The organism is Arcicella sp. GW458-12-2-14-TSB2, assembly GCF_059423785.1.
In genome coordinates this window covers 1-22,917 of record NZ_JBWKYN010000094.1, presented here as the reverse complement: position 1 = coordinate 22,917, position 22,917 = coordinate 1, and the positions used below count along the sequence as shown (strand labels likewise).

Annotated in this window: 22 protein-coding genes; 15 read left to right on the top strand and 7 right to left on the bottom strand. The window is 35.6% G+C overall.

Annotation, left to right across the window (positions count from 1 at the left end):
• The first annotated feature begins 63 nt into the window (after positions 1-63).
• The 4 genes from AC07XN_RS14380 to pssA are packed head-to-tail and all read left to right on the top strand — an operon-like array spanning position 64 to position 3,008.
• Entirely contained in the window at positions 64-837 is a 774-nt protein-coding gene (locus AC07XN_RS14380; RefSeq protein ID WP_494743574.1) for an alpha/beta fold hydrolase, read from the top strand.
• Positions 838-862: 25 nt separating this feature from the next.
• Positions 863-1,555, top strand: coding sequence for an SAM-dependent methyltransferase (locus AC07XN_RS14375; RefSeq protein WP_494743573.1), 693 nt, complete (start codon positions 863-865; stop codon positions 1,553-1,555).
• 60 nt (positions 1,556-1,615) lie between these two features.
• Positions 1,616-2,257: an MBL fold metallo-hydrolase gene (locus tag AC07XN_RS14370; RefSeq protein ID WP_494743572.1), complete on the top strand. Its 642-nt coding sequence runs from the start codon at positions 1,616-1,618 to the stop codon at positions 2,255-2,257.
• A 25-nt stretch (positions 2,258-2,282) separates the two neighbouring features.
• The gene (pssA, locus tag AC07XN_RS14365; protein WP_494743571.1) at positions 2,283-3,008 is read left to right on the top strand and encodes a CDP-diacylglycerol--serine O-phosphatidyltransferase; all 726 of its coding nucleotides are present in this window, start codon (positions 2,283-2,285) and stop codon (positions 3,006-3,008) included.
• Positions 3,009-3,102: 94 nt separating this feature from the next.
• On the opposite strand, the gene AC07XN_RS14360 is transcribed toward pssA, so the two are convergent.
• Together AC07XN_RS14360 and AC07XN_RS14355 are read right to left on the bottom strand one after the other, a co-directional pair.
• Positions 3,103-5,883, bottom strand: coding sequence for an alpha-amylase family glycosyl hydrolase (locus tag AC07XN_RS14360; RefSeq protein WP_494743570.1), 2,781 nt, complete (start codon positions 5,881-5,883; stop codon positions 3,103-3,105).
• Between the two features lie 223 nt (positions 5,884-6,106).
• Positions 6,107-6,688, bottom strand: a complete 582-nt coding sequence (locus AC07XN_RS14355) for a Maf family protein (RefSeq protein WP_494743569.1) — start codon at positions 6,686-6,688, stop codon at positions 6,107-6,109.
• A 72-nt stretch (positions 6,689-6,760) separates the two neighbouring features.
• On the opposite strand from AC07XN_RS14355, the gene AC07XN_RS14350 reads away from it, so the two are divergent.
• The 5 genes from AC07XN_RS14350 (at position 6,761) to AC07XN_RS14330 (ending at position 11,527) form a co-directional block, all read left to right on the top strand.
• Positions 6,761-8,674 carry a hypothetical protein gene (locus tag AC07XN_RS14350; RefSeq protein ID WP_494743568.1) on the top strand — a complete coding sequence of 638 codons (1,914 nt, stop codon included), beginning with the start codon at positions 6,761-6,763 and terminating at the stop codon, positions 8,672-8,674.
• Between the two features lie 112 nt (positions 8,675-8,786).
• Positions 8,787-9,242, top strand: coding sequence for a MarR family winged helix-turn-helix transcriptional regulator (locus AC07XN_RS14345; RefSeq protein ID WP_309920381.1), 456 nt, complete (start codon positions 8,787-8,789; stop codon positions 9,240-9,242).
• A 112-nt stretch (positions 9,243-9,354) separates the two neighbouring features.
• Positions 9,355-9,834 carry a MarR family winged helix-turn-helix transcriptional regulator gene (locus tag AC07XN_RS14340; protein ID WP_309920378.1) on the top strand — a complete coding sequence of 160 codons (480 nt, stop codon included), beginning with the start codon at positions 9,355-9,357 and terminating at the stop codon, positions 9,832-9,834.
• 26 nt (positions 9,835-9,860) lie between these two features.
• Positions 9,861-10,460 carry a YceI family protein gene (locus AC07XN_RS14335; RefSeq protein ID WP_309920374.1) on the top strand — a complete coding sequence of 200 codons (600 nt, stop codon included), beginning with the start codon at positions 9,861-9,863 and terminating at the stop codon, positions 10,458-10,460.
• A 176-nt stretch (positions 10,461-10,636) separates the two neighbouring features.
• Entirely contained in the window at positions 10,637-11,527 is an 891-nt protein-coding gene (locus tag AC07XN_RS14330) for an SDR family oxidoreductase (RefSeq protein ID WP_494743567.1), read from the top strand.
• A gap of 37 nt (positions 11,528-11,564) precedes the next feature.
• Here the strand turns inward: AC07XN_RS14330 and AC07XN_RS14325 are convergent, their stop codons facing one another.
• The 5 genes from AC07XN_RS14325 to AC07XN_RS14305 all read right to left on the bottom strand — a co-directional run bounded on the left by AC07XN_RS14325 (position 11,565) and on the right by AC07XN_RS14305 (position 16,705).
• Positions 11,565-11,726 carry a hypothetical protein gene (locus tag AC07XN_RS14325; RefSeq protein ID WP_494743566.1) on the bottom strand — a complete coding sequence of 54 codons (162 nt, stop codon included), beginning with the start codon at positions 11,724-11,726 and terminating at the stop codon, positions 11,565-11,567.
• A 110-nt stretch (positions 11,727-11,836) separates the two neighbouring features.
• Positions 11,837-12,745 (bottom strand): sugar phosphate isomerase/epimerase family protein, encoded by a 909-nt coding sequence (locus AC07XN_RS14320; protein ID WP_309920368.1) that lies wholly within the window; start codon positions 12,743-12,745, stop codon positions 11,837-11,839.
• Between the two features lie 71 nt (positions 12,746-12,816).
• A complete protein-coding gene (locus AC07XN_RS14315) occupies positions 12,817-14,247 on the bottom strand; it encodes a CCA tRNA nucleotidyltransferase (RefSeq protein WP_494743565.1) in 1,431 nt (476 codons plus the stop codon).
• A 235-nt stretch (positions 14,248-14,482) separates the two neighbouring features.
• On the bottom strand, positions 14,483-15,037 hold the full coding sequence (locus AC07XN_RS14310) for an L-threonylcarbamoyladenylate synthase (protein WP_494743564.1): 555 nt from the start codon (positions 15,035-15,037) through the stop codon (positions 14,483-14,485).
• An 81-nt stretch (positions 15,038-15,118) separates the two neighbouring features.
• Positions 15,119-16,705, bottom strand: coding sequence for a hypothetical protein (locus AC07XN_RS14305; RefSeq protein WP_494743563.1), 1,587 nt, complete (start codon positions 16,703-16,705; stop codon positions 15,119-15,121).
• A 128-nt stretch (positions 16,706-16,833) separates the two neighbouring features.
• Here AC07XN_RS14305 and AC07XN_RS14300 point away from each other — a divergent pair, with 128 nt between their 5' ends.
• The 6 genes from AC07XN_RS14300 (at position 16,834) to AC07XN_RS14275 (ending at position 22,692) form a co-directional block, all read left to right on the top strand.
• Positions 16,834-17,031 (top strand): hypothetical protein, encoded by a 198-nt coding sequence (locus AC07XN_RS14300; RefSeq protein ID WP_494743562.1) that lies wholly within the window; start codon positions 16,834-16,836, stop codon positions 17,029-17,031.
• Positions 17,018-17,281: a type II toxin-antitoxin system RelE family toxin gene (locus tag AC07XN_RS14295; RefSeq protein WP_494743561.1), complete on the top strand. Its 264-nt coding sequence runs from the start codon at positions 17,018-17,020 to the stop codon at positions 17,279-17,281. The genes AC07XN_RS14300 and AC07XN_RS14295 overlap by 14 nt, the downstream gene beginning before the upstream one ends.
• Before the next feature lie 68 nt (positions 17,282-17,349).
• Positions 17,350-19,422, top strand: coding sequence for an arginine--tRNA ligase (gene argS / locus AC07XN_RS14290; RefSeq protein WP_494743560.1), 2,073 nt, complete (start codon positions 17,350-17,352; stop codon positions 19,420-19,422).
• A gap of 61 nt (positions 19,423-19,483) precedes the next feature.
• Positions 19,484-20,065 carry a glutathione peroxidase gene (locus AC07XN_RS14285; RefSeq protein WP_494743559.1) on the top strand — a complete coding sequence of 194 codons (582 nt, stop codon included), beginning with the start codon at positions 19,484-19,486 and terminating at the stop codon, positions 20,063-20,065.
• A 172-nt stretch (positions 20,066-20,237) separates the two neighbouring features.
• Positions 20,238-21,221, top strand: coding sequence for a 1,4-dihydroxy-2-naphthoate polyprenyltransferase (locus AC07XN_RS14280; protein ID WP_494743558.1), 984 nt, complete (start codon positions 20,238-20,240; stop codon positions 21,219-21,221).
• A gap of 139 nt (positions 21,222-21,360) precedes the next feature.
• On the top strand, positions 21,361-22,692 hold the full coding sequence (locus AC07XN_RS14275; RefSeq protein WP_494743557.1) for a tetratricopeptide repeat protein: 1,332 nt from the start codon (positions 21,361-21,363) through the stop codon (positions 22,690-22,692).
• Positions 22,693-22,917: the final 225 nt, after the last annotated feature.

The window sequence follows — 22,917 nt, the reverse complement described above, 5'->3', positions numbered from 1 at the left end:
GGTTTACATATATCAAGTGTAATAAATAATACTTTTACGATTTTTGGAAATTAAACAATTTAAATGAAATTATTTTTTAGAAAAACAGGAGATAGCCCTACAACAATCATTATTTTACATGGTATTTTTGGTTCGTCTGATAATTGGCTTACGATAGGAAAGGTACTCGGAGAGCAATTTACAGTTTATATGCTAGACCAACGAAATCATGGTCAGTCGCCTAGAAGTGAGGAGTTCAATTATAAGGTAATGGCTGATGATTTAAAAGAATTTATAGCCGAAAACGGCATTGAAAACCCAATCTTAATCGGGCATTCGATGGGTGGGAAGACCGTCATGCAGTTTGCCATGAATTATCCTGAAGCCTTTGCTAAAATGGTAGTCGTGGATATTGCTCCTAAATTTTACCCTGTACACCATTCTATGATTTTGCAAGGCTTGGCTGCCGTAGATTTGAAAACTCTTAAAAGTAGAACGGAAGCTAATGAAACACTAAAACGCTTTGAAGAAAGTGAAGGAGTACGTCAGTTTTTATTGAAAAATCTTTGGAGAAATCCTGAAAAAAATAACGAATTTGACTGGCGCATTAATGTGCCTGTGATTGCTAAAAATATTGATGTAGTAGGGCACGAGCTTGAAAATGAGCATAGTGTAAACCAACCAGTCTTGTTTTTGCGTGGTGCTGAGTCTCATTATATTCAGCCAGAGGATGAACGTAAAATCTGGGAATTGTTCCCAAATTATGAAATACAAAGCATTGAAGGAGCAGGGCATTGGGTACAAGCCGATAAGCCACAGGAATTTATTGAAATCGTTTCTCGATTTATAAATTCATAATTTTAACACACAAATCGTACTTAAAATGCTTTTTTTAATTCCTTCAATACTTGCCCCTGAGACTTCAGAATCTGTGCTTTCGCCTCAAATAAAGGAGGTAATCAAAGAGACAGATTATTATTTTGTTGAAAATATTCGTACAACTCGCCGCTTTATCAGCGAGTTGAAAGTGGGAAAAATAATTGATCAGCTTCATTTTTTTGAATTAGACAAGGATACGCCGCTTGCTAAAATAAAGCAATATTTTAAAGCAATTCCAGCGGGTAAATCTATTGGGGTTGTTTCAGAAGCTGGTTGCCCTGGCGTGGCCGACCCTGGTGCTTTAGCAGTACAAATAGCCCATCAGTTAGGCATGAAAGTGGTACCCTTGGTAGGACCTTCATCTATTTTATTGGGACTAATGGCCTCTGGTTTTTCAGGGCAATCGTTTGTTTTTCATGGCTATTTGCCCATTGATAAGGTAGAAAGAAGTAAAAAAATAAAAGTATTAGAGAACGATGCTAAGAAAGGACAAACCCAGATTTTTATGGAAACACCCTTTCGGAATAATCAACTTTTAGATGATTTACTGAGTAGTCTGGCCCCAAGTACATTCTTATGTATTGCCTGTAATGTAACAGGTTCTGATGAGTTTATACTTACAAAATCAATTGCTGACTGGAAGAAACAAAAACTTGATTTGCACAAAAAACCGACGATGTTTTTACTGTCAATTTAAAAAATCAAGTATTTATCTTCATCTTTGTGCACTCTTTAACTTTACTAATTACAATATAAAATGATTCAGGTACAGACATTCAGATTTAACCCTTTTGGCGAAAATACTTATGTTCTTTTTGACGAAAGCAAAGAATGTGTCATTATTGACCCAGGCTGTCATGTTTATGAAGAACGCAGTGCTTTAAAAAACTATATCGAAGACCAAGGTTTGAAGGTGGTTCATCTGCTCAATACGCATGCCCATATTGACCATGTGCTTGGGAATGAGTTTATCAAAAGAACCTACGGTGTGAAATTGCATTTGCATAAAGAAGATTTACCTGTCTTATCAAATGTTGAAAGTAGAGCTGAATATTATGGTTTTCCGAACTATGAGGCTTCAACGGTAGATGTTTTTATTGAAGAAGGAGATATTATTACTTTTGGGAAATCTACTTTAGAAGTAATTTTTGTGCCTGGTCATGCTCCGGGTCATGTAGCATTTTTAAATAAAGACCAGAAAATTTGTGTGAGTGGAGATGTGCTATTCAAAGGAAGTATCGGTAGAACCGACTTCCCTTTATCTAGTTTTGAGGCGTTAGAAAATAGTGTTAGAACTAAACTTTACACCCTTGATGATGATATGATTATTTACCCAGGACATGGAGAAACCACCACTATTGGATATGAAAAAGTAAATAACCCATTTATCAGACTGTAAAAACCACTCCTCATTCAAATAGCTAATGATTGAAATTAAAAAACACATTCCTAACACACTAACTTGTGCCAATTTACTTTGTGGATGCTTTGGCATTTTAAATGTTTTTGAAGGTAATTTAGAGATTGCTTCTTATTTAATGTGTATCGCTTTGGTGTGCGATTGGCTCGACGGTTTTGTCGCTAGGCTATTACACGTAACTTCACCTATTGGAAAAGAATTAGATTCACTAGCAGATATGGTTACTTTCGGTGTCTTGCCTGCATTTATTATGCTACATTTGATAGAGGGGAGTTGTAATGGTTTCTGTACTACTGGTCTTTTTGGTTTTCATAAACCTTATATAGCATTATCTCTGGCTGTATTCTCGGCTTTGCGTTTGGCCAGATTTAATGTTGATACTCGTCAAAGTGATTCTTTTATTGGCGTACCAACGCCTGCTAATGGATTGGTTGTAGCCGCTTTACCATTAATCGCTATCTATCAGCCCGAATACAAATTAATTTTTATCAATTACAATGTTTTGATTATTTATTCAATCGTGATGTCTTATTTATTGGTTGCTGAATTACCATTGTTTGCCTTGAAATTCAAGGATTTTGGATGGAAATCAAACCAAATCAAATATGTCTTTTTGATTCTCTCTATCTTACTTATCATCCTACTGAAGTTTGTAGCCGTTCCCATCATTATTTTAATGTATATCGTGCTGTCTATTATTCAGAATATGGTTCAGAAGAAAGAAATTTGATAAGATAGCTTTTACAAAAACTGGCTTCCTAATCAGCATATTTGCTTGTTAGGAAGCCTGTTTTTTATAAACTACCAAGGAAGTAACCAGAAGCCTATTTTTTAATAAATTTCTGATTAAATTGTTTTTGTCCCTGTATTACATTTAATAGATAAATGCCCTGTTGCAACTTACGAATATCTATTGTATGCGGCTTGTTTGCATCACTTTGTTCTGTTTCAAAAACTGTTCTTCCCATCAAGTCATGAATCTTGAACACTAGATTTCCCTTTTGATTTCCGCTTACTTCAATATTGATGATTTCGTCACTTGGATTAGGATAAATTTTTATATACGCTTCCAATTCTTGTTCACTCGCCAATACTCTTTCTTGTTCTAATTTCCAAGGTACCAAATTCGCCTCTGGTTGAGGAAAGGCAGTGGTACTCAATACATGAAATTGACCAGGTGCAAACGGATATTTTGCTTTTAGGTCGCTTACATTAATTTCAGTATTGGTAAAGAAATCGTACCATTTCCCAGTATTCGGGAAAATATCCGTAATTATTTTCTGTTCTAAATCAAAATTGCCCACAATAATTACTTGTTGATTGGTAGCATTTAGGATAATTTTTTTTACCGTATTAGCAAGGTCTGTTTGCGTATCTGTAGTTTTAAATATTGCCTGAGTGGTCTTTAATTTAATCAGTTCAGAAAATACCTTGTAGAGTTTTAACCTATCGGCATCATCTTTATATTCCCAATGAATCGGTTTTTTACCTGTTCTACCGTTTTGGTCGATAGAAACATCGTACCCCAATTCACCAAATTGCCAAATCATTTTTGGCCCCGGTATGGCAAAAAACATAGCTGCTGCTGCTTTCGTTCTTTCCATCACAGTAGCCACACTAAAGAGGGCTTTGCTATTTTTCAAAGCATCATAAGCTACTCTTTCTTCATCATGACTTTCCATGTAGCCGATAGCACCAGCATTTTTGAAACCATGAGCTTTGTATGAAAGGCGGGTAAAATCACTTGCATTGCCCTTTACGGCATTTCTGAAATCGCCATTCAAGTTTGTCCAAACCATCATACCCAAATCGGTAAAGGATTGTTCTTCTTTGTCTTCTGAAAATAATTCTAGGATGAAATAGGCATCTTTATCAAAACTTCTGATATTATCATAATAGCCCTTGATAATATCAACCCTACTTTGGTCATAAACCCTAAACTGACTATCATTTGAAGAACTTTTTTGAGTAAAGCCTTTGGCTAAGTCAACCCTATACCCATCAACTTTATATTCTTTTAACCAAAATTCATTGGCACGATTCACATATTCTTTGGTACTGTTGCTTTCATGATTAAAGTCAAAAAACACGCTGAATGGATGCGTAGCTTGCTGATTGAAAAAAGGCGAATCCGTCGATGGTTGTGTACCATCCCAATACATTTTTACATACGGAAATTCATAATCAGCCTGATTGAAAACAATGTCAAGCACGACGGCAATGCCATTTTCGTGACAAGTATCAATGAATTTTTTTAAATCCTCTTTAGTACCGTATGCTTTATCGGGGGCAAAATAGTAAATTGGATTATACCCCCAAGAGTCATTCCCCGAAAACTCGTTGATAGGCATTAATTCAATGCAATTGATGCCTAATGTTTTAAGATAAGGAATTCTATTAATCGCATTTTTGTAGGAACCATCCGTATCAAAATCACGAATATGCAATTCATACACAATCAAATTATCTTGTGAGGGACGTTTGAAAGTAGTAGTTTTCCAAGGATAGGCACTTTGTCCAGTCTGAAACACAGAGGCAATACTTTTTACTGCATCTGGAAGCTTTTTCAGATTAGGATAAGTAGTACTTGAAATATATTGGTCGTTGTTTGGGTCAAGTATTTTTTCAGCATAAGGGTCACCTACTGCTAGCGTACCATTTACCAAATACTGAAAAGCATATTCTTCGCCTTTGTTTAAACCTTCAACTTCTAGCCAATAAGTATTCCCATCAGGAGTACGTTTCATTAGGTATTTAGCATCAGTTTTCCATTGGTTAAAATCGCCGATGAGATAAACAAAATCTTTTTTAGGCGCAAAAAGTACTAACGCAACCTTTGTATCGGAAATATAATTAATGCCATTTTTCAATCCTATTGGTAAAGCCTCAGTCTTAGGAGTTGGTTTTACCGTAATGTTAAATTCTGTAGTAGATGTTTCGCTCGTGGTAGTAGCCGTAAATTTTACTGATTGGGTTTCCCCAGCAGCATTCCCAACATTAAGCGAATACGTTAAAGAATCTTTGTCAATCATTGTTAAAACATTCGTATTATTAATACTTAAATTCAAAGTGGCTTTTTTAGAAGCGACCGCTAAAATTGGGATAGTACTTCCAGCAGTAGCAAAAAATGATTTTTCTTGAGGTTTAATAAAAGCCACATTTAGCTTTGTTTCATACATTGTTACGATAATGTCCTCTGTTTGGGCTTTACCGTCACCACTTTTTAAAAGTACCCCTAGCCGTTTGATGGTTAAAGCAGGAGGGACGGCAAAATAATCTCTGGGTTTTAGCTTGATACTCCACACATCATTCCCTAGCGATGTCATTTTGCCTTTGTCAAAAGGAAGAGCAAAATTGGTTTGCCCACTGGGTTGATACTGGAAGGCATCGCCCGTATCGGTTGTGCCTGCACCCGACCACAAATAAACATCAGATGTTTTTCCTAGTAATGCTTTGGCACGTGAATCTTTAGCTAGTTTGAGGTCGAAGATGAGTGTAACGTCTTGGTCTCCATTAGGTAATGCTGGCGTTGTGGTGACGACCTGTGCCAACGAGCAAAGGCTAGTCACCCAGCATAAGGTGAATAGTAAAATTATTTTTTTCATGATATTTACAAAAGATTGGTTAATGGAAATGCTAAGGTAATAGAAATAGATGAGTAGTCGGGAAGAGTGCTATACAGGTATATTGTAGAAATATTTTTTTGATTAATAGTATTATGTTGTGAAGGTTAGCAAGGGAATGTGCTATTTAAGAGTGGTTTAGCTTCTGATTCTATCAAAAAGCGTTTTATAGAATCAGAAACTAGGTAAATGCTGGTATGAAATTTTAGTCAATTACAAAGAAAGGTTTCAGGGCATCATAAACACGATGGACAGGTAAGCCCATTACGGTAAAATATGAGCCTTCCATGCGGGGAATACCAACCATACCAATAAAATCTTGAACACCATAAGCCCCGGCTTTGTCGAAAGGCTTACAGGTTTTAATGTAATATTCAATTTCTTGGTTCGTTAACTCACGGAAGAAAACATTAGCAACATCAATGAAATTTTGTGTACTTTCCTTTGTCATTACACAAACGCCAGTAATTACTTGGTGCTGGCGACCAGATAATTTTTTAAGCATCAAGCGTGCTTCAGTAGCATCTTGGGGTTTATTTAGGATTTCATCATCCACCACAACGATGGTATCGGCCGTAAGGATAATCTGATTATCGAGTTCTTGTCTGAAAGCCTCCGCTTTTTTTAAGGCTAAAAAAGCAGGAACTTCAGTAGGAGGCATAGTAGCTGGAAAATCCTCGTTGGTATCTTTTACCTTTACAGTAAACTCAAAACCAGCGTCACGTAATAATTGTTGGCGACGTGGCGAGTTGGATGCCAGCATAAGTGGTTTAGTTAATTGAAGCATTTTTTTGTTTTGGGAAATTAAAAAGTAATGAATAAAGCTCGACAAATTTACTTAAATTCAGTGAATCAATTCATGAAGTTTATTTTCTTCATGATGCTGTTGCTTTTTATTACTTCTATCAATCTAATTGCACAAAACCTAGATTCTCTTCTTAAGGTAGCTCCCCCAGAGATACCCGTACCGGCTAAAATAGTACCAGTTTCTGTCAGTATGAAGTCTGCTAAAGATAGCATTACGTATGCCAATCTGAAAAAAAGATTTTCAAAAAATAAAATACTCAGAGAAATTCATGGCTTTTTGTTTAGGGATGTTTATAACGTAAACAACCAAGGACAAGAAGTGGTAAAAATAGAAGAAGACCCTTATACACAATATGAAGGAAGGGTAATTCGCAAAATTTATGTTAAGCGTTTGAAAGTTTTTGGAGAAAGTATCGCCGATACTGCCAAAAAAGCCCAAGGGTTAGATAAATTTCTGAGTTCATTCCATGTGAACACACAGGAGAATGTTATCAGGAAATCCTTTTTAATGTTTAATGTGGGGGATATTATTGATGCAGATAGACTACGAGATAACGAACGGGTGATGCGTCAAAGTGCTATTCTGCATGATGCCAGAATATTGATTTTACCCGACCCAGAATTCCCCAATTTAGTAGATTTATTGGTGCTTACACAAGATGTTTGGTCATTTTTGGCAGACGGAGAGATAAATGGTTTGCAAAATTATTCACTCAGAGTGCGTCAGGTTAATTTCAGAGGCGTAGGGCATTCGTGGAGCAATACCTTTTTCTTGAATACCCTTCGGCGTCCAGCTTTGGAATATGCCAGTACCTATACTATTCCATATATTGGTCGTTCATTTATTACAGGTCAGGCCGAACTCGAACTAAAAAGGGATGTTGCTCATTATGCCCTCCGATTTTACCGCCCTTTTCTTACCCCCGAAATGAAAGTGGCAGGTGGTTTTGTAGTGAGTAAAGATGACAATAATTTAACCACCTTCAGAGGATATGATGGTACAACTTATAAACTTAACGATACCACCTATTACACTTTTCCTATCCAAAAGAACTTTGTAGATTTTTGGTTAGCCAGAGCTTTCAAAGTAAATTTTTTGAATAAAGGAAGAGATAACCGTTCTAGGTTTGTAGTCGGACTTAGATTTAGTGATGTCAAGTTTGACAAACGCCCTATAGTAACAGCCGATACCAATCAGTTATTTAGAAATCATACTGATTATTTAATTGGCATAGGTTTTTCAAACAGAAAATATAAAAGAGATATTTTGATTTATGGCTTTGGACTCACAGAAGACGTTCCTTATGGATACTTAGCTACTTTTGTAACTGGTTTAGAAAACTCAGACGCATACGGGAGCCGAATGTATGCTGGCTTGAAATTAGCCAAAGGAGAATACATCGGAAAGGCAGGTTATCTTTATGGGTTGGTGAATTTTGGTGGATATTCTAATGGCACAACAGGGTTGAGTATAGAGTCTAACTATTTTAGTACACTTCATGCCTTTAGAAGACGTACTCAGATTAGGCATTTTGTCAACATCAAATATGCCTTTGGTACACAACGCTATACAGGTGAATTCGTCAATATTAACCGTGAAAATGGTATTTTAGATGTAAACAGCGACAATCTGTGGGGAACTAAAAAACTGGGGATAGGCTATCAGATAGTGTTTTTTTCAAGGCTAAATTTTGTTGGATTTAGGATTGCTCCTTTTTTCCAAACAGATTTTGCCTTTATTAATCCTAAAAATCAGTTTTTGCTTAATAAAACACCTTATACCAGTATTGGAATCGGGATACGTTTGAGAAACGAAAATCTAACATTCAATACCTTCCAAATAAAGTTTTCATACTTCCCCAATTTGCCCGATGTTAAATTGTTGGATGCTTCATTCAATACAACCTATAATCTCAGATTAAAAGATTTCGATATTTCTGCACCCGAAATAGTCCCATTTAAGTAATAAAATGACCGTTAACTAACTTTGTAATGCATTGTTGAAACATTATCAAGTAAGCTTACGTTTTTTTAGTCAATGAAAAAATATCCTATAAATTAAAATAATACATTTGCCTATGTCCATTGAAAAAGACATTAAACAGAAGTCGTTTAAGAATGTTTATGAAAAAGTTGCTGTGAATTTGATGTACACTGATAATTGGTTGCTTAATCACTATTCACAAATTTTAAAGTCATATAAATTATCAGACAAACAATATTTTGTATTAAAAATCCTTCTTGAAAGTTCGCCCAATCCAGTTTCAGTAAATTTCATCATCGAGCGAATGCTAAATAAAATGTCGAATGGTTCTCGTTTGGTGGATAAATTAATCGAAAAAGGATTGGTTTTAAAAGTACGTTCAAAAACTGATAAACGGTCGATGGATGTAGCGATTACGGATAAAGGATTATTATTGATAGAAGAATTAGATCAAAAAGTGGCTGAATGGGAGGGGAATTATTCCAGACTAAGCAAAGAAGAGATAGACATCTTACATGATTTGCTTAATAAAATGAGAAAATCAGTATAATTGTATTTTTAATTACTTGAAATTCAGCAATTTAAATATATTAACAAAAAATTAACAAATAAATGTATTAACATTAAATGTTTTTACATTAAATTTGTAGCGTATTAAAATTATGAGCATCGAAAAAGACATAAAACAAGCAAGCTTTAAATCAGCCCATGCCAAAGCAATGGTCAATATTGTTTATACGAACAATTGGTTGACAACGTTGCAAATGGAAGTTTTTAAACCTTTTGATTTAACACTTCAGCAGTATAATGTGCTTAGAATTTTGAGAGGGCATTATCCAGAGCCTATCACGGTAATAGGTATTATTGAAAGAATGCTTGATAAGATGTCTAATGCTTCTAGGTTAGTAGATAAGCTTTTATTAAAAGAGATGGTGGTAAGGAGAGAATGCCCTAATGACCGCCGTGCTGTTGATATTCTTATCACACAAAAAGGGTTAGACCTATTAGCAGAATTAGATGTTTTGCAAAAGCAGTGGGAAAAACAAATGTATGGTTTAACCGAAAGCGAAGCCCTACAATTAAGCGATTTGTTGGACAAATTAAGACAATCGCCACCAGAATCAGAACAACAAAAAAAGTAATAAATAATTAAATAAAAATCAAAGTAATGAAATCTATCAAATCTATTCTTAGCATTTTCGCAGCAGCTTTATTAGTAAATGTAGCAGTTGCAGGTACTCCAAACAACGGTAAAAAAGAAACAGCTTTACCAGTAGATACTAAAGCTAGTAAAATTCACTGGTTAGCTAAAAAAGTAACAGGTCAGCACGAAGGAACTGTAGGTATCTCTTCTGGTTCATTAGTAACTTCAGGTGCTAAAGTAACTGGTGGTACTTTTGTAATCGATATGAAATCAATCGTATGTACTGATATTACAGATGCTGAATACAACAAAAAATTCATTGGTCACATTACAACTGGTGATTTCTTCGAAGTAGAAAAATTCCCAACATCTACTTTCAAAATCACTAAAGTATCTGGTGCTAACATCACAGGTGACTTAACATTACACGGTGTAACAAAATCTATCACTTTCCCTGCAAAAATCACTACTGCTGCTGGAAAAGTTACTGCAACTGCTTCTATTCCAGTTGACAGAACAGATTTCAACGTGAAATATGGTTCTAAAAAATTCTTTGAATCAATCGGTGACAAAGCTATCGACGATGTATTCAATTTAGATGTTACTTTAGTAGCTGGAAAATAATCTTTCCAAGCCTTTTTCTAAAAGACTATTAAAAGCTTCCCAAGTATTTCATTCAGGAATGCTTGGGAAGCTTTTTTTATTTATCATGCTAAATTAAAATAGTATGCTTGCATAATAATATTATTTAATACATATTGCATTATATTTTATCTTGAAATTGTATAAAATCTATTGCTATGAATTTTAATGAACCAATGCTAAGAGATGGAGCTCTAGCAGGAAAAACAATTATTGTGACAGGCGGAGGAACAGGTCTGGGGCGTTCGATGTCAAAATATTTTTTAGAACTTGGCGCCAATGTGGTAATTGCTTCACGCAAGAAAGGTGTGTTGGATGAAACGGCAGCGGAGTTGATGGCTGAAACTGGGGGTAAAGTATTAGCCATAACCTGTGATGCACGCAATTATGAAGAAGTAGAGAATGTGCTAAAAACCTCCGTAGAATATTTTGGAGCAGTACATGGCTTGGTGAATAATGCGGCTGGCAATTTTATTAGTCCTACCGAAAAGCTATCGCATAAAGCATTTGATATTGTAGTTGATATTGTATTAAAAGGTTCTTATAATTTTAGTTTAGCGGTTGGCAAATATTGGATAGAACAAAAAATAAAAGGCACAGTAATGTCTATCGTAACTACTTATGCTTGGACGGGCTCGGCTTACGTAGTGCCATCAGCAACAGCAAAAGCAGGTGTCTTAGCATTGACACGCTCGTTGGCAGTAGAGTGGGGGGCAAAGTATGGCATTCGTTTTAATGCGATTGCTCCAGGACCATTTCCAACCCAAGGAGCTTGGGAACGACTTTTTCCTGCTGAAGCAATGGGCGAAGAACTGGCAAGCAAGTTAGCACCTGAAAATAGGATTCCACTAAAAAGGGTAGGAGAACACCAAGAGCTAGCCAATCTGGCGGCATACCTAATGTCAGAATTTTCGGCTTATATCAATGGCGAAGTAATCACGATTGATGGTGGAGAATGGCTAATGGGAGCAGGGGAATTTTCAGATTTAAATGAGGTATCTGAGCAAAAATGGGAAGCCATTGCGAAGGCTGTTCGAGGGAAAAAATAATAGAGTTTATGAGCTTATGAGTTGAAAGTTTATGAGTTTATGAGTTGAAGGTTTGTTTCCGCGGCTGGTCTCCCGACCAATCGGCATTATTTTGCTTTTGCCCTTGGTCGTGTTTCCATTTGGGGTAGAACGCCATCAAGAGTGAGATAGAATGTGGACTGTTAGGGAGACCAACAACGGGTATAAAAATACTTAACATTTCTTATTTTTGATAATACCAAAAAAATATGAGTTTAGCATTTATGAGGACACAGATACTGTTTCAACTCATAAACACTAAACTCATAAACATTTAACTAATAAGCTCTATTAAAACTGCACTTTCTTAATCCATTCCAAATCATACTTCATAGATTCCATTGGAGTATGTCCTTGATAGGATTCTTGTTCGATGATATATTCAGTTGTTCCCGCTATTTTAGCCGATAATTTTAAAACTTCAGCTACATTCATAATCCCTTTACCTAGCATCGAGCTTTCCCAAGGTTCTTTTTCGCCTTTTACTTCATCTTTTACGTGCATCAGTTCAAAACGTCCAGGATATTGTTTTAATAATTCCATGGGTCTGCCACCTCCGCCGTACATATTACCAATGTCTAGTTGTTGTGCTACTAATTTAGGGTCTGTGTATTGCATAATGATGTCATATACTTTCACGCTTGTTAAACGCAGACTAAATTCAAAGTCATGATTATGATAGCCGAACTTCACACCTGATTTCTGACAAAGTTCCCCAGCTTTATTAAATACTTCCATAAAGCGCTTACAATCTTCAAAGTTTCGGCGTAAACTAATATCTAGCCAAGGGCTGATTAAATATTTTTGTCCCAAAATAGCCGCATCTTCTACCGTTTGTTTCCAAGAATCAGTAAAATCTTGCTTTGAAGCATCCCAATCTTCACCCTTCATCACCACGTGACCACTTCGCATGGATAAATCTAGTTCATCAAGAATTTTACGAAATTCTTTGGCTTCAAATCCATAAAACTTATGGTCAACATAATTGGCATGTTCTACATTTTTATAACCCATTTCTTTCACCGCTTCAAGCGTAGAAAGAGGGTCTTTCTTCATGTCATCACGAAGAGAATACAATTGTAAGCCAATATTTTTTTTAGCAGGTTTACTAGCCCAAAGTGTATCTGGCACTAATAAAGCTGTTCCAGCCAAAGCAGCAGTTGTTTGGAGAAATTTGCGTCGAGAGTGTGATTGGTTCATTGCTGATTTTTTTTCAACAATATATCTTAATTTGTAATCAGTGCTATCTTTGTTTATAAGGTGTTATGTGGCTATTGTTCTTTCTTAACAGCCACCAATCCCAATTTAGCACCTTCTTCCAACACAAATGGAATGCCCGATGCTAATGTATTCTCAATTTGTCCTTCTAAAATGGCTTCACGAACGGCTATTTTGATAATGCCTACTTCTTTAGAGGGCTTAATGCCAAACAATTCCATGATGATTTCCCCTGTTACTACGGGTTGAAACTGACGAAGTTTGTCGCTTTCCTCTACCTCTTTTAGTTTCTGTTCAACGATGTCGAAATTGCGGAGGTATTTTTTTACTTTCTCGCCATTTTTAGATGTAATATCTGCTCTACACAATATCATCAAACCTTCTAAATCTTCACCTGCTTCGTATAGTAACCGTCTGAGGGCAGAATCAGTGATGGCTTCTTTTGAAAGAGCAATCGGGCGTAAATGTAAACGCACCAATTTTTTTACATAACGCATCTTCTCATTCAACGGTAAACGCATTTCGGTGAAAATACCTTTCACCCATTTTGCCCCCATCTCTTCATGACCATGAAATGTCCAACCTCTTTTCTTGTCAAAACGTTTGGTAGCGGGTTTGGCTATGTCGTGCAGAATAGCTGCCCAACGAATCCACAAATCATCCGTTTTAGTAGAAGCATTATCTAACACTTGGAGCGTATGATAAAAATTATCTTTATGTCCTTTTCCTTCTTCGGTTTCTACACCTTTTAGTTTGACAAACTCAGGAAAAATTTTCTCTAATAGTCCACAAGAATCTAATAGTAAAAAACCATAAGATGGTTTTTTAGCAAGAATAATTTTATTCAATTCATCCGTAATACGCTCTTTTGAAATAATATCTATCCTATCTTTTTCTTTGATAAGGGCATCAAAAGTATCTGGATGAATATCAAAATTAAGTTGCGTAGCAAAACGAATAGCACGCATCATTCTCAGCGGGTCATCCGAAAAAGTAATGCTTGGTTCTAAAGGGGTTTTGATGATTTTCCTGCGAATGTCTGCCAAGCCATCAAAAGGGTCGATTAATTCTCCGAAATTGTTTTCATTCAACGAAATCGCCATGGCATTAATCGTGAAGTCTCTGCGATTTTGGTCGTCCTCTAGCGTGCCATCTTCTACGATAGGCTTGCGTGAATCGCGTTGGTACGATTCCCTTCTGGCTCCTACAAATTCTACTTCCCAATCGTCTAATTTAATCATGGCAGTGCCAAAATTCTTGAAAACCGAGAGATAAGTATCTTCTCTGCCAGAATTTTTGGCAACTAATTCAGCTAATTCAATGCCCGAGCCTACACAAACAATATCAATGTCTTTAGAAGGTCGGTTTAAAATAAGATCACGTACAAATCCACCTACTACATAAGCTGGTACATTTAAGGTTTTTGCGGCATCTGCCACAATTTTAAAAATTGGATTTGTATGTAAAGTTTCTGCGAAATTCATATTGTTAAGTAATTGAGCGATTTAATGAATGAGTGATTTAGTGATTACTACATTTAAACCGCAGCGGCTGACCGCACACAAATTACTCTTTATTTTATGTTGTTTGATTTTACTTGCTTGGGCTATGGGCTTTAAGCTGTATGCAATAAGCAAAAACTATCTTTTTTCAATTAAATAAATATTTTGCCTAATGCCTATAGCTTATAACATCCCTATTTACTAATCACAATGTAATTTATTTTCTGATGAATTTAAAGTCACCACCTAGCCCTAATTTCACAATTTGTGAAGGCTGTACATTTTTGTTTTCTCCTTGAGGATTCCTCAAAATGAAATCTACATTTTCGATAATTTTTGGAGAAATATCCTCAAATTTTTGTGGAGAAGGTTCTCCTGACATATTAGCAGAAGTAGAAACAATGGCTCTTTCAAACTTGTAAACCAGTCCTTTGCAAAACTCATCTTTGACCAATCTGATAGCAATAGAACCATCCTCTCCTAAAAGATTAGGCGCTATATTTTTACCTTGTGGGTAAATTACGGTAAGAGGTTTCTCTGCAAATTCTACCAGATTCCAAGCAATTTCAGGCACTTCTAACACATATTCAGAAAGCTGTTCTATTTTTGAAATCAATATGATAAATGCTTTATTATCAGGCCGTTGTTTCAATTGATATAGTTTTTCAACGGCTTTTTCGTTGCGGGCATCGCATCCTAAACCCCAAATGGTATCAGATGGATAAAGAAGCGAGTCTCCTTTTCGTAAATGTTGAAGGGCGTCGTGGTACATTTTAAATATTTTTTGCAAAGGTAAGAAAAAAGCTTCGCTCTGCCTTCACAAGCCTCATGAATGTAACTTTGAAGTTGTTTTTTACTGACCTTTTTCGTCTTTTTGAGAGGAATAACTAAGTTTGCGGAGGTAAAAAACTTCTCGAGGAGCATCTTCAAAACGAGCATCAGTTTCTAGTCTTCGTTTTCCCCAGACCAAGAAATTCTGATTATACCATGCAGCTACACTCGCATCTTCGTCGGGTTTAGACGTACTATCACTCTTGATTTCAAAAATTTCTATTTCGCTAATTGTCTGATTGCCCTTTATTTGCTGTAAATGCACTTCGCCTTTTTTGAAATATGCCATCAGCCAGCGGTCTTGTAAAGTAGATACCTGAACTTGTTCTACCAATTCGCCGCTTTCTATATTATCCATTACCAAGGCGTTATCCCATAACAGATTACCCTCTTTGTCAAATTCACAAATTACAGCATGGGTAAAACGGTAATCATCCTTGTTTTCACCATTCTTGAACCTACTTCTTAATGCAGAATTAAAAGCATTATAATTCTTAGGTAAGGTATAATATATTTCTGCGACTAATACCGCCCCTTTGTCTGTTTCTAATAAATTATGAACCAATAGTTTATAGCTAAAATTGGGGTCTTTCCCTTCTTTCTTTTTTTGCTCTATTTTTTCTTTCAGTTTCTCTTGTCGCTTAGGAGACATAAAGCTGAAAAAGTTTTTAAAATCGGCAAATTTGATGATATTAGTATTCTTCTCAATGCCTTCTTCTAAGCGTGTGAGGTATAATCCTTTTGAAAATTCATTACAATTATTTGAAAAATTACCTACTAAAAGCGATTCTTTGTCATTTAGTGACAACATTTTCCCGCTGATGAAACTTAGGCTATTGCCTTCCTTATCAGGGACGTGGATGGTGCGTAAAGATTTTCCTTCGTAAGAATACGTTTGAATAACCAAGCCACATTTTCCTTTTCGTCTTTCTTTTACGATAACATTCAGTTCGGTTCTTTTTTCGTCTATTTCCAAGGCACTAATTTCTAGTCGGTCGTCATACAAACCATGTAAAACCTTAGCTTTTTGGTTGAAAAAAGTGAATGAAGCCACAACAGGTTTGTCAAAATAATTACCTCCTACAAATGCTGTATTGCTTAATACCTTGAAAAAAGAAATATCGATAATGCTTGGTAGTTCGCCTTTGAATTCATCAATTTCCCCTCTGACAATATCCAAACGAACGATGTTTATTTTGGGCGACTCAGGGACAATAAAAAGCCAAAATAAATATTCCTTGTTCTGGAAACTCATCTGTAGTTCGTAGTCATGCGATATAGTGAGATTGGTATTCCACTCTAAATGGAGGTCAGTATCGTATTTCTGGAATGTCCATTGCATACCATCACGATTGAACATACCATATTTTTCAATGGTAAATAATAGTCCGTCCTTTCCAAGAGGCAAAACCGAAACAGATTCTTCTGATTTATTATTTTTAGGAATTTCGATGGCTGCAACTTGTTTTAACTGCGCCCATAAAATGTTTTGAGAAAGCAATAGTAAAGGCAAAATTATTGCCAAAGAAATGTTTTTATGGACTGAACAAAAAGGATACTTTGTTCTAAAACTCAACAGTATCAAAAGTTTAGTTAGTAGATATTCCATAGCTTAAATACATTTAGAATAACAAGTTACAAAATCCGATGTTTACTCAAGATAAAATTGGCTAACTTTGTAGAAAATTATGTGAATGAAATTTGATTTTATTTATTTCACTTCAAAAAAGGAAAGAGATGAAAGGAATTAATTATTTGACGAATGATAAAGGTTTAAAAACAGCAGTAGTTATTGACCTTAAAATTCATAGAGAAGAAGTAGAGGATTTTTTAGATGCCTTAGAAGCAAAATCTCGTAAAAATGAAGCTAAAGAAGAAGCTTCATTGGTTTTTGAACGAATTTTAAATCAGAAAATCAAAAATGGAGAAGTATAAAGTTTTAATTTCTAAAACTGCTGAAAAAGAAATATATAAACTCCCCGTTAAGGAAATTCTAAAAATTAAAGAAGCAATTATGGCTTTAGCAGATAATCCAAGGCCTTTTGGCGTTAAAAAATTGGAAGGATTCAAAGATTTGTACAGAATTAGGAAAGGGAATTACAGAATTATTTATGGAATAGAAGATAATATTTTAACCGTTGAAGTACTAAAGGTAGGAAATAGAAAAGAAGTTTATAAGAAATAAATTTACTTGTCTCTGTAGCAAATTTTATGATTTGATTTTACAGACAGTTAGCATAAAAAACCATTTTAATGAATTTAGAAAAAATATTACAAGACCACATCGTAGCAGCATTAAAGGCTGAATTTGACATAGAAGAAACCAATATCGCCCTTCAACCTACTCGTAAAGATTTTGAAGGCTCTTTTACCTTTGTGGTATTTCCTTATGTAAAAGCTTTGCGTAAATCGCCTGTAGAACTTGGAAATGCTATTGGGAATTATTTAGTGGCTAACTCGGGTGTTGTGAAAGGTTTTAATGTGGTGCAAGGATTCTTGAATCTTTCCATTGCTGATACAGCTTGGCTTACGATGTTTGGAGGAATTTTTAAAGATAAAAAATTCGGACAATTAGCAGATAAAAACGAAGTGGTGATGGTAGAATACTCTTCGCCTAATACCAACAAACCTTTGCATTTAGGACACCTTCGTAATAATTTCCTAGGGTTTTCGGTTTCGCAGATCTTATCAGCCAATGGCTATGAGGTAGTAAAAGCTAATTTGGTAAACGACCGTGGTATTCATATTTGTAAGTCGATGTTGGCTTACCAAAAATTTGGGAATGGCGAAACTCCAGAGTCGTCAGGCTTAAAAGGTGACCATTTAGTGGGGAAATATTATGTTGAATTTGATAAAGTTTTTAAAAAACAATTAAAAGAGATTTTAGATAAGGTAAAAATCCATAGTGACTTTAGTGATTTTTCTATTTTAGAAAAGGATAAGATTAATGAATCACTCGTGAAGATTGCAGACTATGAAAATTCTTTGAAAAAAGCTGAATCGAATTTAGATTATAAAGCTTTGGCAAAATTTGGACCTGAATTTGAAATAAAATTTGAATCTGGAGTTGAGAATAATATAAAATGGAAACCACTTTTAAAGCTTATTGATAACCAAAATGACAATAAAAAGCTACAAGCCTTACTAAAAGAAGTCCTTTTTTTCGAAGAGAAAAAAAATAATGAAATGGATACATTACTTGATATGCTTAAAGGAAAAACAGAGGTTTTACAAGAAGCTCAAGCAATGTTACTAAAGTGGGAAGAAGGCGATGCTGAAACACTAGCCCTTTGGAACAAAATGAACGATTGGGTATTTGCTGGATTTAACCAGACTTACCAAAAAATGGGTGTAAGTTTTGATAAAATTTATCGCGAATCAAATACTTATTTGTTAGGTAAAAAATCAGTTGAAGAAGGATTAAAATCAGGCGTATTCTTCCAAAAAGAAGATTCATCTGTTTGGATTGATTTAACAGATGAAGGACTTGACCAAAAATTGGTTTTGCGTAAAGACGGTACTTCGGTATATATTACCCAAGATATAGGTACGGCAGATTTAAAGTACAATGACTTTAAAATGTCGAAATCGGTGTATGTAGTTGGGAATGAACAAGACTATCATTTTGAAGTATTGTTTAAAATTCTTAAAAAATTAGGTCGCCCTTATGCAGATGGTACTTACCATTTAAGCTATGGAATGGTAGATTTACCTTCGGGCAAAATGAAGTCTCGTGAAGGAACAGTAGTGGATGCCGACGACTTGATGCAAGAAATGACGGATACGGCTCGCGAACGTACTTTAGAATTGGGTAAAATCGATGGTTTCTCGAAAGAAGAGGCAGAAGAGCTTTATCATACCTTAGCAATGGGGGCTTTAAAATACTTCTTACTAAAAGTAGATCCTAAGAAAAGAATGTTGTTCAATCCTGAGGAATCTATTGATTTTCAAGGAAACACAGGACCGTTTATTCAATATACTCATGCACGTATTTGTTCAATTTTAAGAAAAGCACATGAACAAGGAATTATTGGTGTAGCGGGTAATTATAAAGCCTTACAGGAATCTGAACAAGAAGTAATATATTTATTAAGTGAGTATCCAAAAAAAGTTGCTGATGCTGGCAGAGAGCTTGCACCATCATTAATTGCGCAATATGCTTATGACTTAGCAAAGGCTTATAATCGCTTTTATAACGAAGTAAGTATCTTTAATGAAACAGATTTGGATGCCCAACAATTTAGAATTGCTTTTTCTAGTGTGGTAGGAGAAACAATTAAGAAGGCAATGGCGTTATTAGGAATAAATGTTCCAAGCAGAATGTAACATTTTCAATTCCATGAAAAAGAAAATTATTTTAACTTTCATCTTAATCTTCATAACAATTATGTTACTCAAACTATTGAAAATTGGCTCTTTGGTAGGTGCGTTGGCCTTACCTTTTACTCAAAATGACGTTGCTAGTCGCCCAGAAAATATGGAAGCTCCTGCTAAACAAAGTCTATATGATTTCAAAGTGAAGTCTTTAGATGGAAAGAATGTTGACTTATCTATTTATAAAGGCAAAAAAGTAATTATTTTAAACACTGCTTCAAAATGTGGATTTACACCACAATATGCAGACTGGGAGAAATTTTATACTGAAAACAAAGGTAAAGTAGTAGTATTAGGTTTTCCTGCTAACGAATTTGGTGGTCAAGAGCCGGGTTCAGATGAAGAAATCTCTACTTTTTGCAAGAAAAACTACGGTGTTTCTTTCCCAATGTTTTCTAAAGTAGTAGTAAAAGGAGAAGGTAAATGTCCATTGTATCAATGGTTAACTACTAAGTCGTTGAACGGTTGGAATGATAAAGAACCATCTTGGAACTTCTGTAAATACGTTATCAACGAAAAAGGAGAATTGACTCATTTCTTTGCTTCAAAAATTAAACCTGATAGTCCAGAGTTTTTAGAAGCTATTAAATTATAAAAGATTTTAGTAAAGAACCTCATCCCCAACCCGACTACGCGTCTCGCTCTCCTTCAGAGAAGGGGAGCAAACCTTGGGGCTTAAAGCTTCCCTCTCTGAAGGAGAGCGAGACGCGTAGTCGGGCTAGGGGTGAGGTTTCATTTATACAGCCTCATCATTATTTATATCCACCATGAAACACTGGATTTCTGCTGCCAGACCTCGTACTTTACCCCTTGCCCTTTCCAGCATCTTTATGGGAAGTTTCCTAGCTGCGGGAGCTCATGCTTTCTCTTGGACTACCTTTATCTTAGCCGTTCTGACGACTATTTTTTTGCAAGTATTGTCAAATTTTGCAAACGACTATGGTGATACCGTTAGTGGAGTTGATACAGTAGAAAGGACAGTCGCTACACGTGCCGTACAAACAGGTGCTATTACCCGTGAACAGATGACAAAGGCCATGATTATCATGTCGATATTATCCTTCATTACAGGGACATGGTTAATCTATGAAGGCCTAAAAGATACTTCTACGCAAGCAATTCTTACTTTTTTTGGCTTAGGAATTTTGGCAATCATTGCCTCCATTACTTATACTGTTGGGAAACGTCCCTACGGTTATATGGGGCTTGGAGATATTTCTGTATTGATTTTCTTTGGTTGGGTAGGTGTGTTAGGTACTTATTATTTGTTTGCCCATGAATTCGTTTGGTTAAATGTATTACCAGCTACTTCTTGCGGATTGTTTGCGGTGGGAGTATTGAACATCAATAATATTCGTGACATAGAATCGGATACCAAAACGGGAAAGAATTCAATACCAGTACGTTTAGGCAAAGCGAAAGCCGTTATCTACCATTGGTTTTTATTAGGTACTGGCTTTTTGTGTGCAGTAATTTATGCAACGATTATTACCTTAAAAGAACACTCGGAATTTAATATCAACTTAAGCTATAAAAATACTGATCTTCACCTAAATCTGGGTTCGGGCGAACAGAACTTTAATTTGCTATGGCTAAATTGGCTTTTTGTAGTGACGATTCCGCTTTTAATCAGAATTTGTAGAGGAGTATCCAGAGGAAAAACGCCTGCACAAATAGACCCTTTCTTAAAAGTTATGGCATTAACTACCCTTTTATTTGTCATTACTTTTGGTATCGGTCAATTGCTTTAATAATCTCTTTACCTTTATGTGAATTTATAATTGCTGTTTTGCAAATTTGAAGGAATAGGCAATAAGCTTTAAAAACATGCCGTTAAATTTGTAATATTGTATGCTTAAATCACTATCACAAAATAATACATTCTTACTTATGAAGAAGATTCTACTTTTTTTATCCTTAGCTTTTTTGCTAAACAGCCACTTTAGTTATTCTCAGAGTCAGAGTTTCCAAGAATTGATGGATTTAGGGGTTACTCAAAGTCGCCTTGGTAATCATGCTGCGGCTCAAAGCTATTTTTCACAAGCGATTGCTATTAAGCCAGATGATGCTATTGCCTATTATGACCGTGGCGTAACGAAGGCAAATCTAAAAGATAACAGAGGAGCTATTAATGATTTTGATAAAGCAATTGAATTAAATCCAAAATATGCTGAGGCTTACAGTGGCAGAGGGCAAAGCAAAGCGCGCCAAGACGACCACAAAGGAGCATTGCAAGATTATAACAGAAGCATCGATTTAAACCCAGTGGATGCTAATGCGTATTTTATCCGTGGTATTAGTAAAGCGAAATTAGAAAACTACAAAGGAGCACTTTCTGACTTTAATAAAACCCTTGATTTAACGCCTGATAATGCACAAGGACTTGCTTCGCGCGGAACCATCAAACAAAGATTGGAAGACTATAAGGGAAGTTTAGAGGATTTTACTAGAGCCATTGAAATTAGCCCTAAAAGAGCAAACTCTTATTCTGGAAGAGCTTATAGTAAAATGAAGATGGGCGACTTTAAAGGAGCCATTACTGACTACGGAAAAGCATTAGAATTAGTGCCAGAGGATGCTGAATCGTTATACTACAGAGGTTTTAGCAAATGTCAGCTAGAAGATTTTCAAGGTGCTTTAGTTGATTTTGACCAAGCCCTTACTCAAGACCCTGAAAGTGCAAGTGCTTATTATGGAAGAGGTTTTGCAAAAAGCAGACTAGGAAATACAAAAAGTGCCATTGAAGATTATAACAAAGCAATCTCAATTGGTAATACAGAAGGAACGAAAGTTGTTCATGTAGGGGCAATTACTAAAACTATTTTAGATGAGCTTCGTAATAATGTTCAAGAGCGTTTGAAAATGTCTGAAATTACAGCACAGCGTTCTGAAGTATATTATAACAGAGGTTTGGCAAAAGCTCGTTCGGGCGATAGTAGAGCAGCTATTGAAGATTACAATAAGGCTATTGCCTTGAACCCTACTTACTCGGAAGCATATTTCACGCGTGGTATGGTTAAATCTCAAATGGGTGACCAAAGAGGTGCAATTCAAGATTGTAACAATGCTATTATTTTAAATCCTAAATATTCTGAGGCTTACTATGTACGAGGGATTATTCGTCATTCATTAGGTGATACTGATGGCTGTAACGATTTAAGTAAAGCAGGAGAATTAGGTTTTACGGCAGCATATGCAGCTATTCGTGATTATTGTAATTAAGACTTTAGATATTAGATTTAAGACGTTAGACTAGAGGACTTTAGGATGACTCGAAGACTTTAGGATATAGTACTTTGTACTTTAAACTTTAAACTCGAAGACTTTAGGATATAGAACTTTGTACTTTAGACTTTGTACTTTAAACTCGAAGACTTTAGGATATAGTACTTTGTACTTTAAACTTTAGATTTTAAGCTATAAAAAGATTCAGGATGTGAGCTTTGG

What these genes read in the sequence shown, in the direction of transcription:
- AC07XN_RS14380 (WP_494743574.1), top strand. Translation starts at nt 64, where the DNA reads ATGAAATTATTTTTTAGAAAAACAGGAGATAGCCCTACAACAATCATT.
- AC07XN_RS14375 (WP_494743573.1), top strand. Translation starts at nt 863, where the DNA reads ATGCTTTTTTTAATTCCTTCAATACTTGCCCCTGAGACTTCAGAATCT.
- AC07XN_RS14370 (WP_494743572.1), top strand. Translation starts at nt 1,616, where the DNA reads ATGATTCAGGTACAGACATTCAGATTTAACCCTTTTGGCGAAAATACT.
- pssA (WP_494743571.1), top strand. Translation starts at nt 2,283, where the DNA reads ATGATTGAAATTAAAAAACACATTCCTAACACACTAACTTGTGCCAAT.
- AC07XN_RS14360 (WP_494743570.1), bottom strand. Translation starts at nt 5,883, where the DNA reads ATGAAAAAAATAATTTTACTATTCACCTTATGCTGGGTGACTAGCCTT.
- AC07XN_RS14355 (WP_494743569.1), bottom strand. Translation starts at nt 6,688, where the DNA reads ATGCTTCAATTAACTAAACCACTTATGCTGGCATCCAACTCGCCACGT.
- AC07XN_RS14350 (WP_494743568.1), top strand. Translation starts at nt 6,761, where the DNA reads ATGAAGTTTATTTTCTTCATGATGCTGTTGCTTTTTATTACTTCTATC.
- AC07XN_RS14345 (WP_309920381.1), top strand. Translation starts at nt 8,787, where the DNA reads ATGTCCATTGAAAAAGACATTAAACAGAAGTCGTTTAAGAATGTTTAT.
- AC07XN_RS14340 (WP_309920378.1), top strand. Translation starts at nt 9,355, where the DNA reads ATGAGCATCGAAAAAGACATAAAACAAGCAAGCTTTAAATCAGCCCAT.
- AC07XN_RS14335 (WP_309920374.1), top strand. Translation starts at nt 9,861, where the DNA reads ATGAAATCTATCAAATCTATTCTTAGCATTTTCGCAGCAGCTTTATTA.
- AC07XN_RS14330 (WP_494743567.1), top strand. Translation starts at nt 10,637, where the DNA reads ATGAATTTTAATGAACCAATGCTAAGAGATGGAGCTCTAGCAGGAAAA.
- AC07XN_RS14325 (WP_494743566.1), bottom strand. Translation starts at nt 11,726, where the DNA reads ATGTTAAGTATTTTTATACCCGTTGTTGGTCTCCCTAACAGTCCACAT.
- AC07XN_RS14320 (WP_309920368.1), bottom strand. Translation starts at nt 12,745, where the DNA reads ATGAACCAATCACACTCTCGACGCAAATTTCTCCAAACAACTGCTGCT.
- AC07XN_RS14315 (WP_494743565.1), bottom strand. Translation starts at nt 14,247, where the DNA reads ATGAATTTCGCAGAAACTTTACATACAAATCCAATTTTTAAAATTGTG.
- AC07XN_RS14310 (WP_494743564.1), bottom strand. Translation starts at nt 15,037, where the DNA reads ATGTACCACGACGCCCTTCAACATTTACGAAAAGGAGACTCGCTTCTT.
- AC07XN_RS14305 (WP_494743563.1), bottom strand. Translation starts at nt 16,705, where the DNA reads ATGGAATATCTACTAACTAAACTTTTGATACTGTTGAGTTTTAGAACA.
- AC07XN_RS14300 (WP_494743562.1), top strand. Translation starts at nt 16,834, where the DNA reads ATGAAAGGAATTAATTATTTGACGAATGATAAAGGTTTAAAAACAGCA.
- AC07XN_RS14295 (WP_494743561.1), top strand. Translation starts at nt 17,018, where the DNA reads ATGGAGAAGTATAAAGTTTTAATTTCTAAAACTGCTGAAAAAGAAATA.
- argS (WP_494743560.1), top strand. Translation starts at nt 17,350, where the DNA reads ATGAATTTAGAAAAAATATTACAAGACCACATCGTAGCAGCATTAAAG.
- AC07XN_RS14285 (WP_494743559.1), top strand. Translation starts at nt 19,484, where the DNA reads ATGTTACTCAAACTATTGAAAATTGGCTCTTTGGTAGGTGCGTTGGCC.
- AC07XN_RS14280 (WP_494743558.1), top strand. Translation starts at nt 20,238, where the DNA reads ATGAAACACTGGATTTCTGCTGCCAGACCTCGTACTTTACCCCTTGCC.
- AC07XN_RS14275 (WP_494743557.1), top strand. Translation starts at nt 21,361, where the DNA reads ATGAAGAAGATTCTACTTTTTTTATCCTTAGCTTTTTTGCTAAACAGC.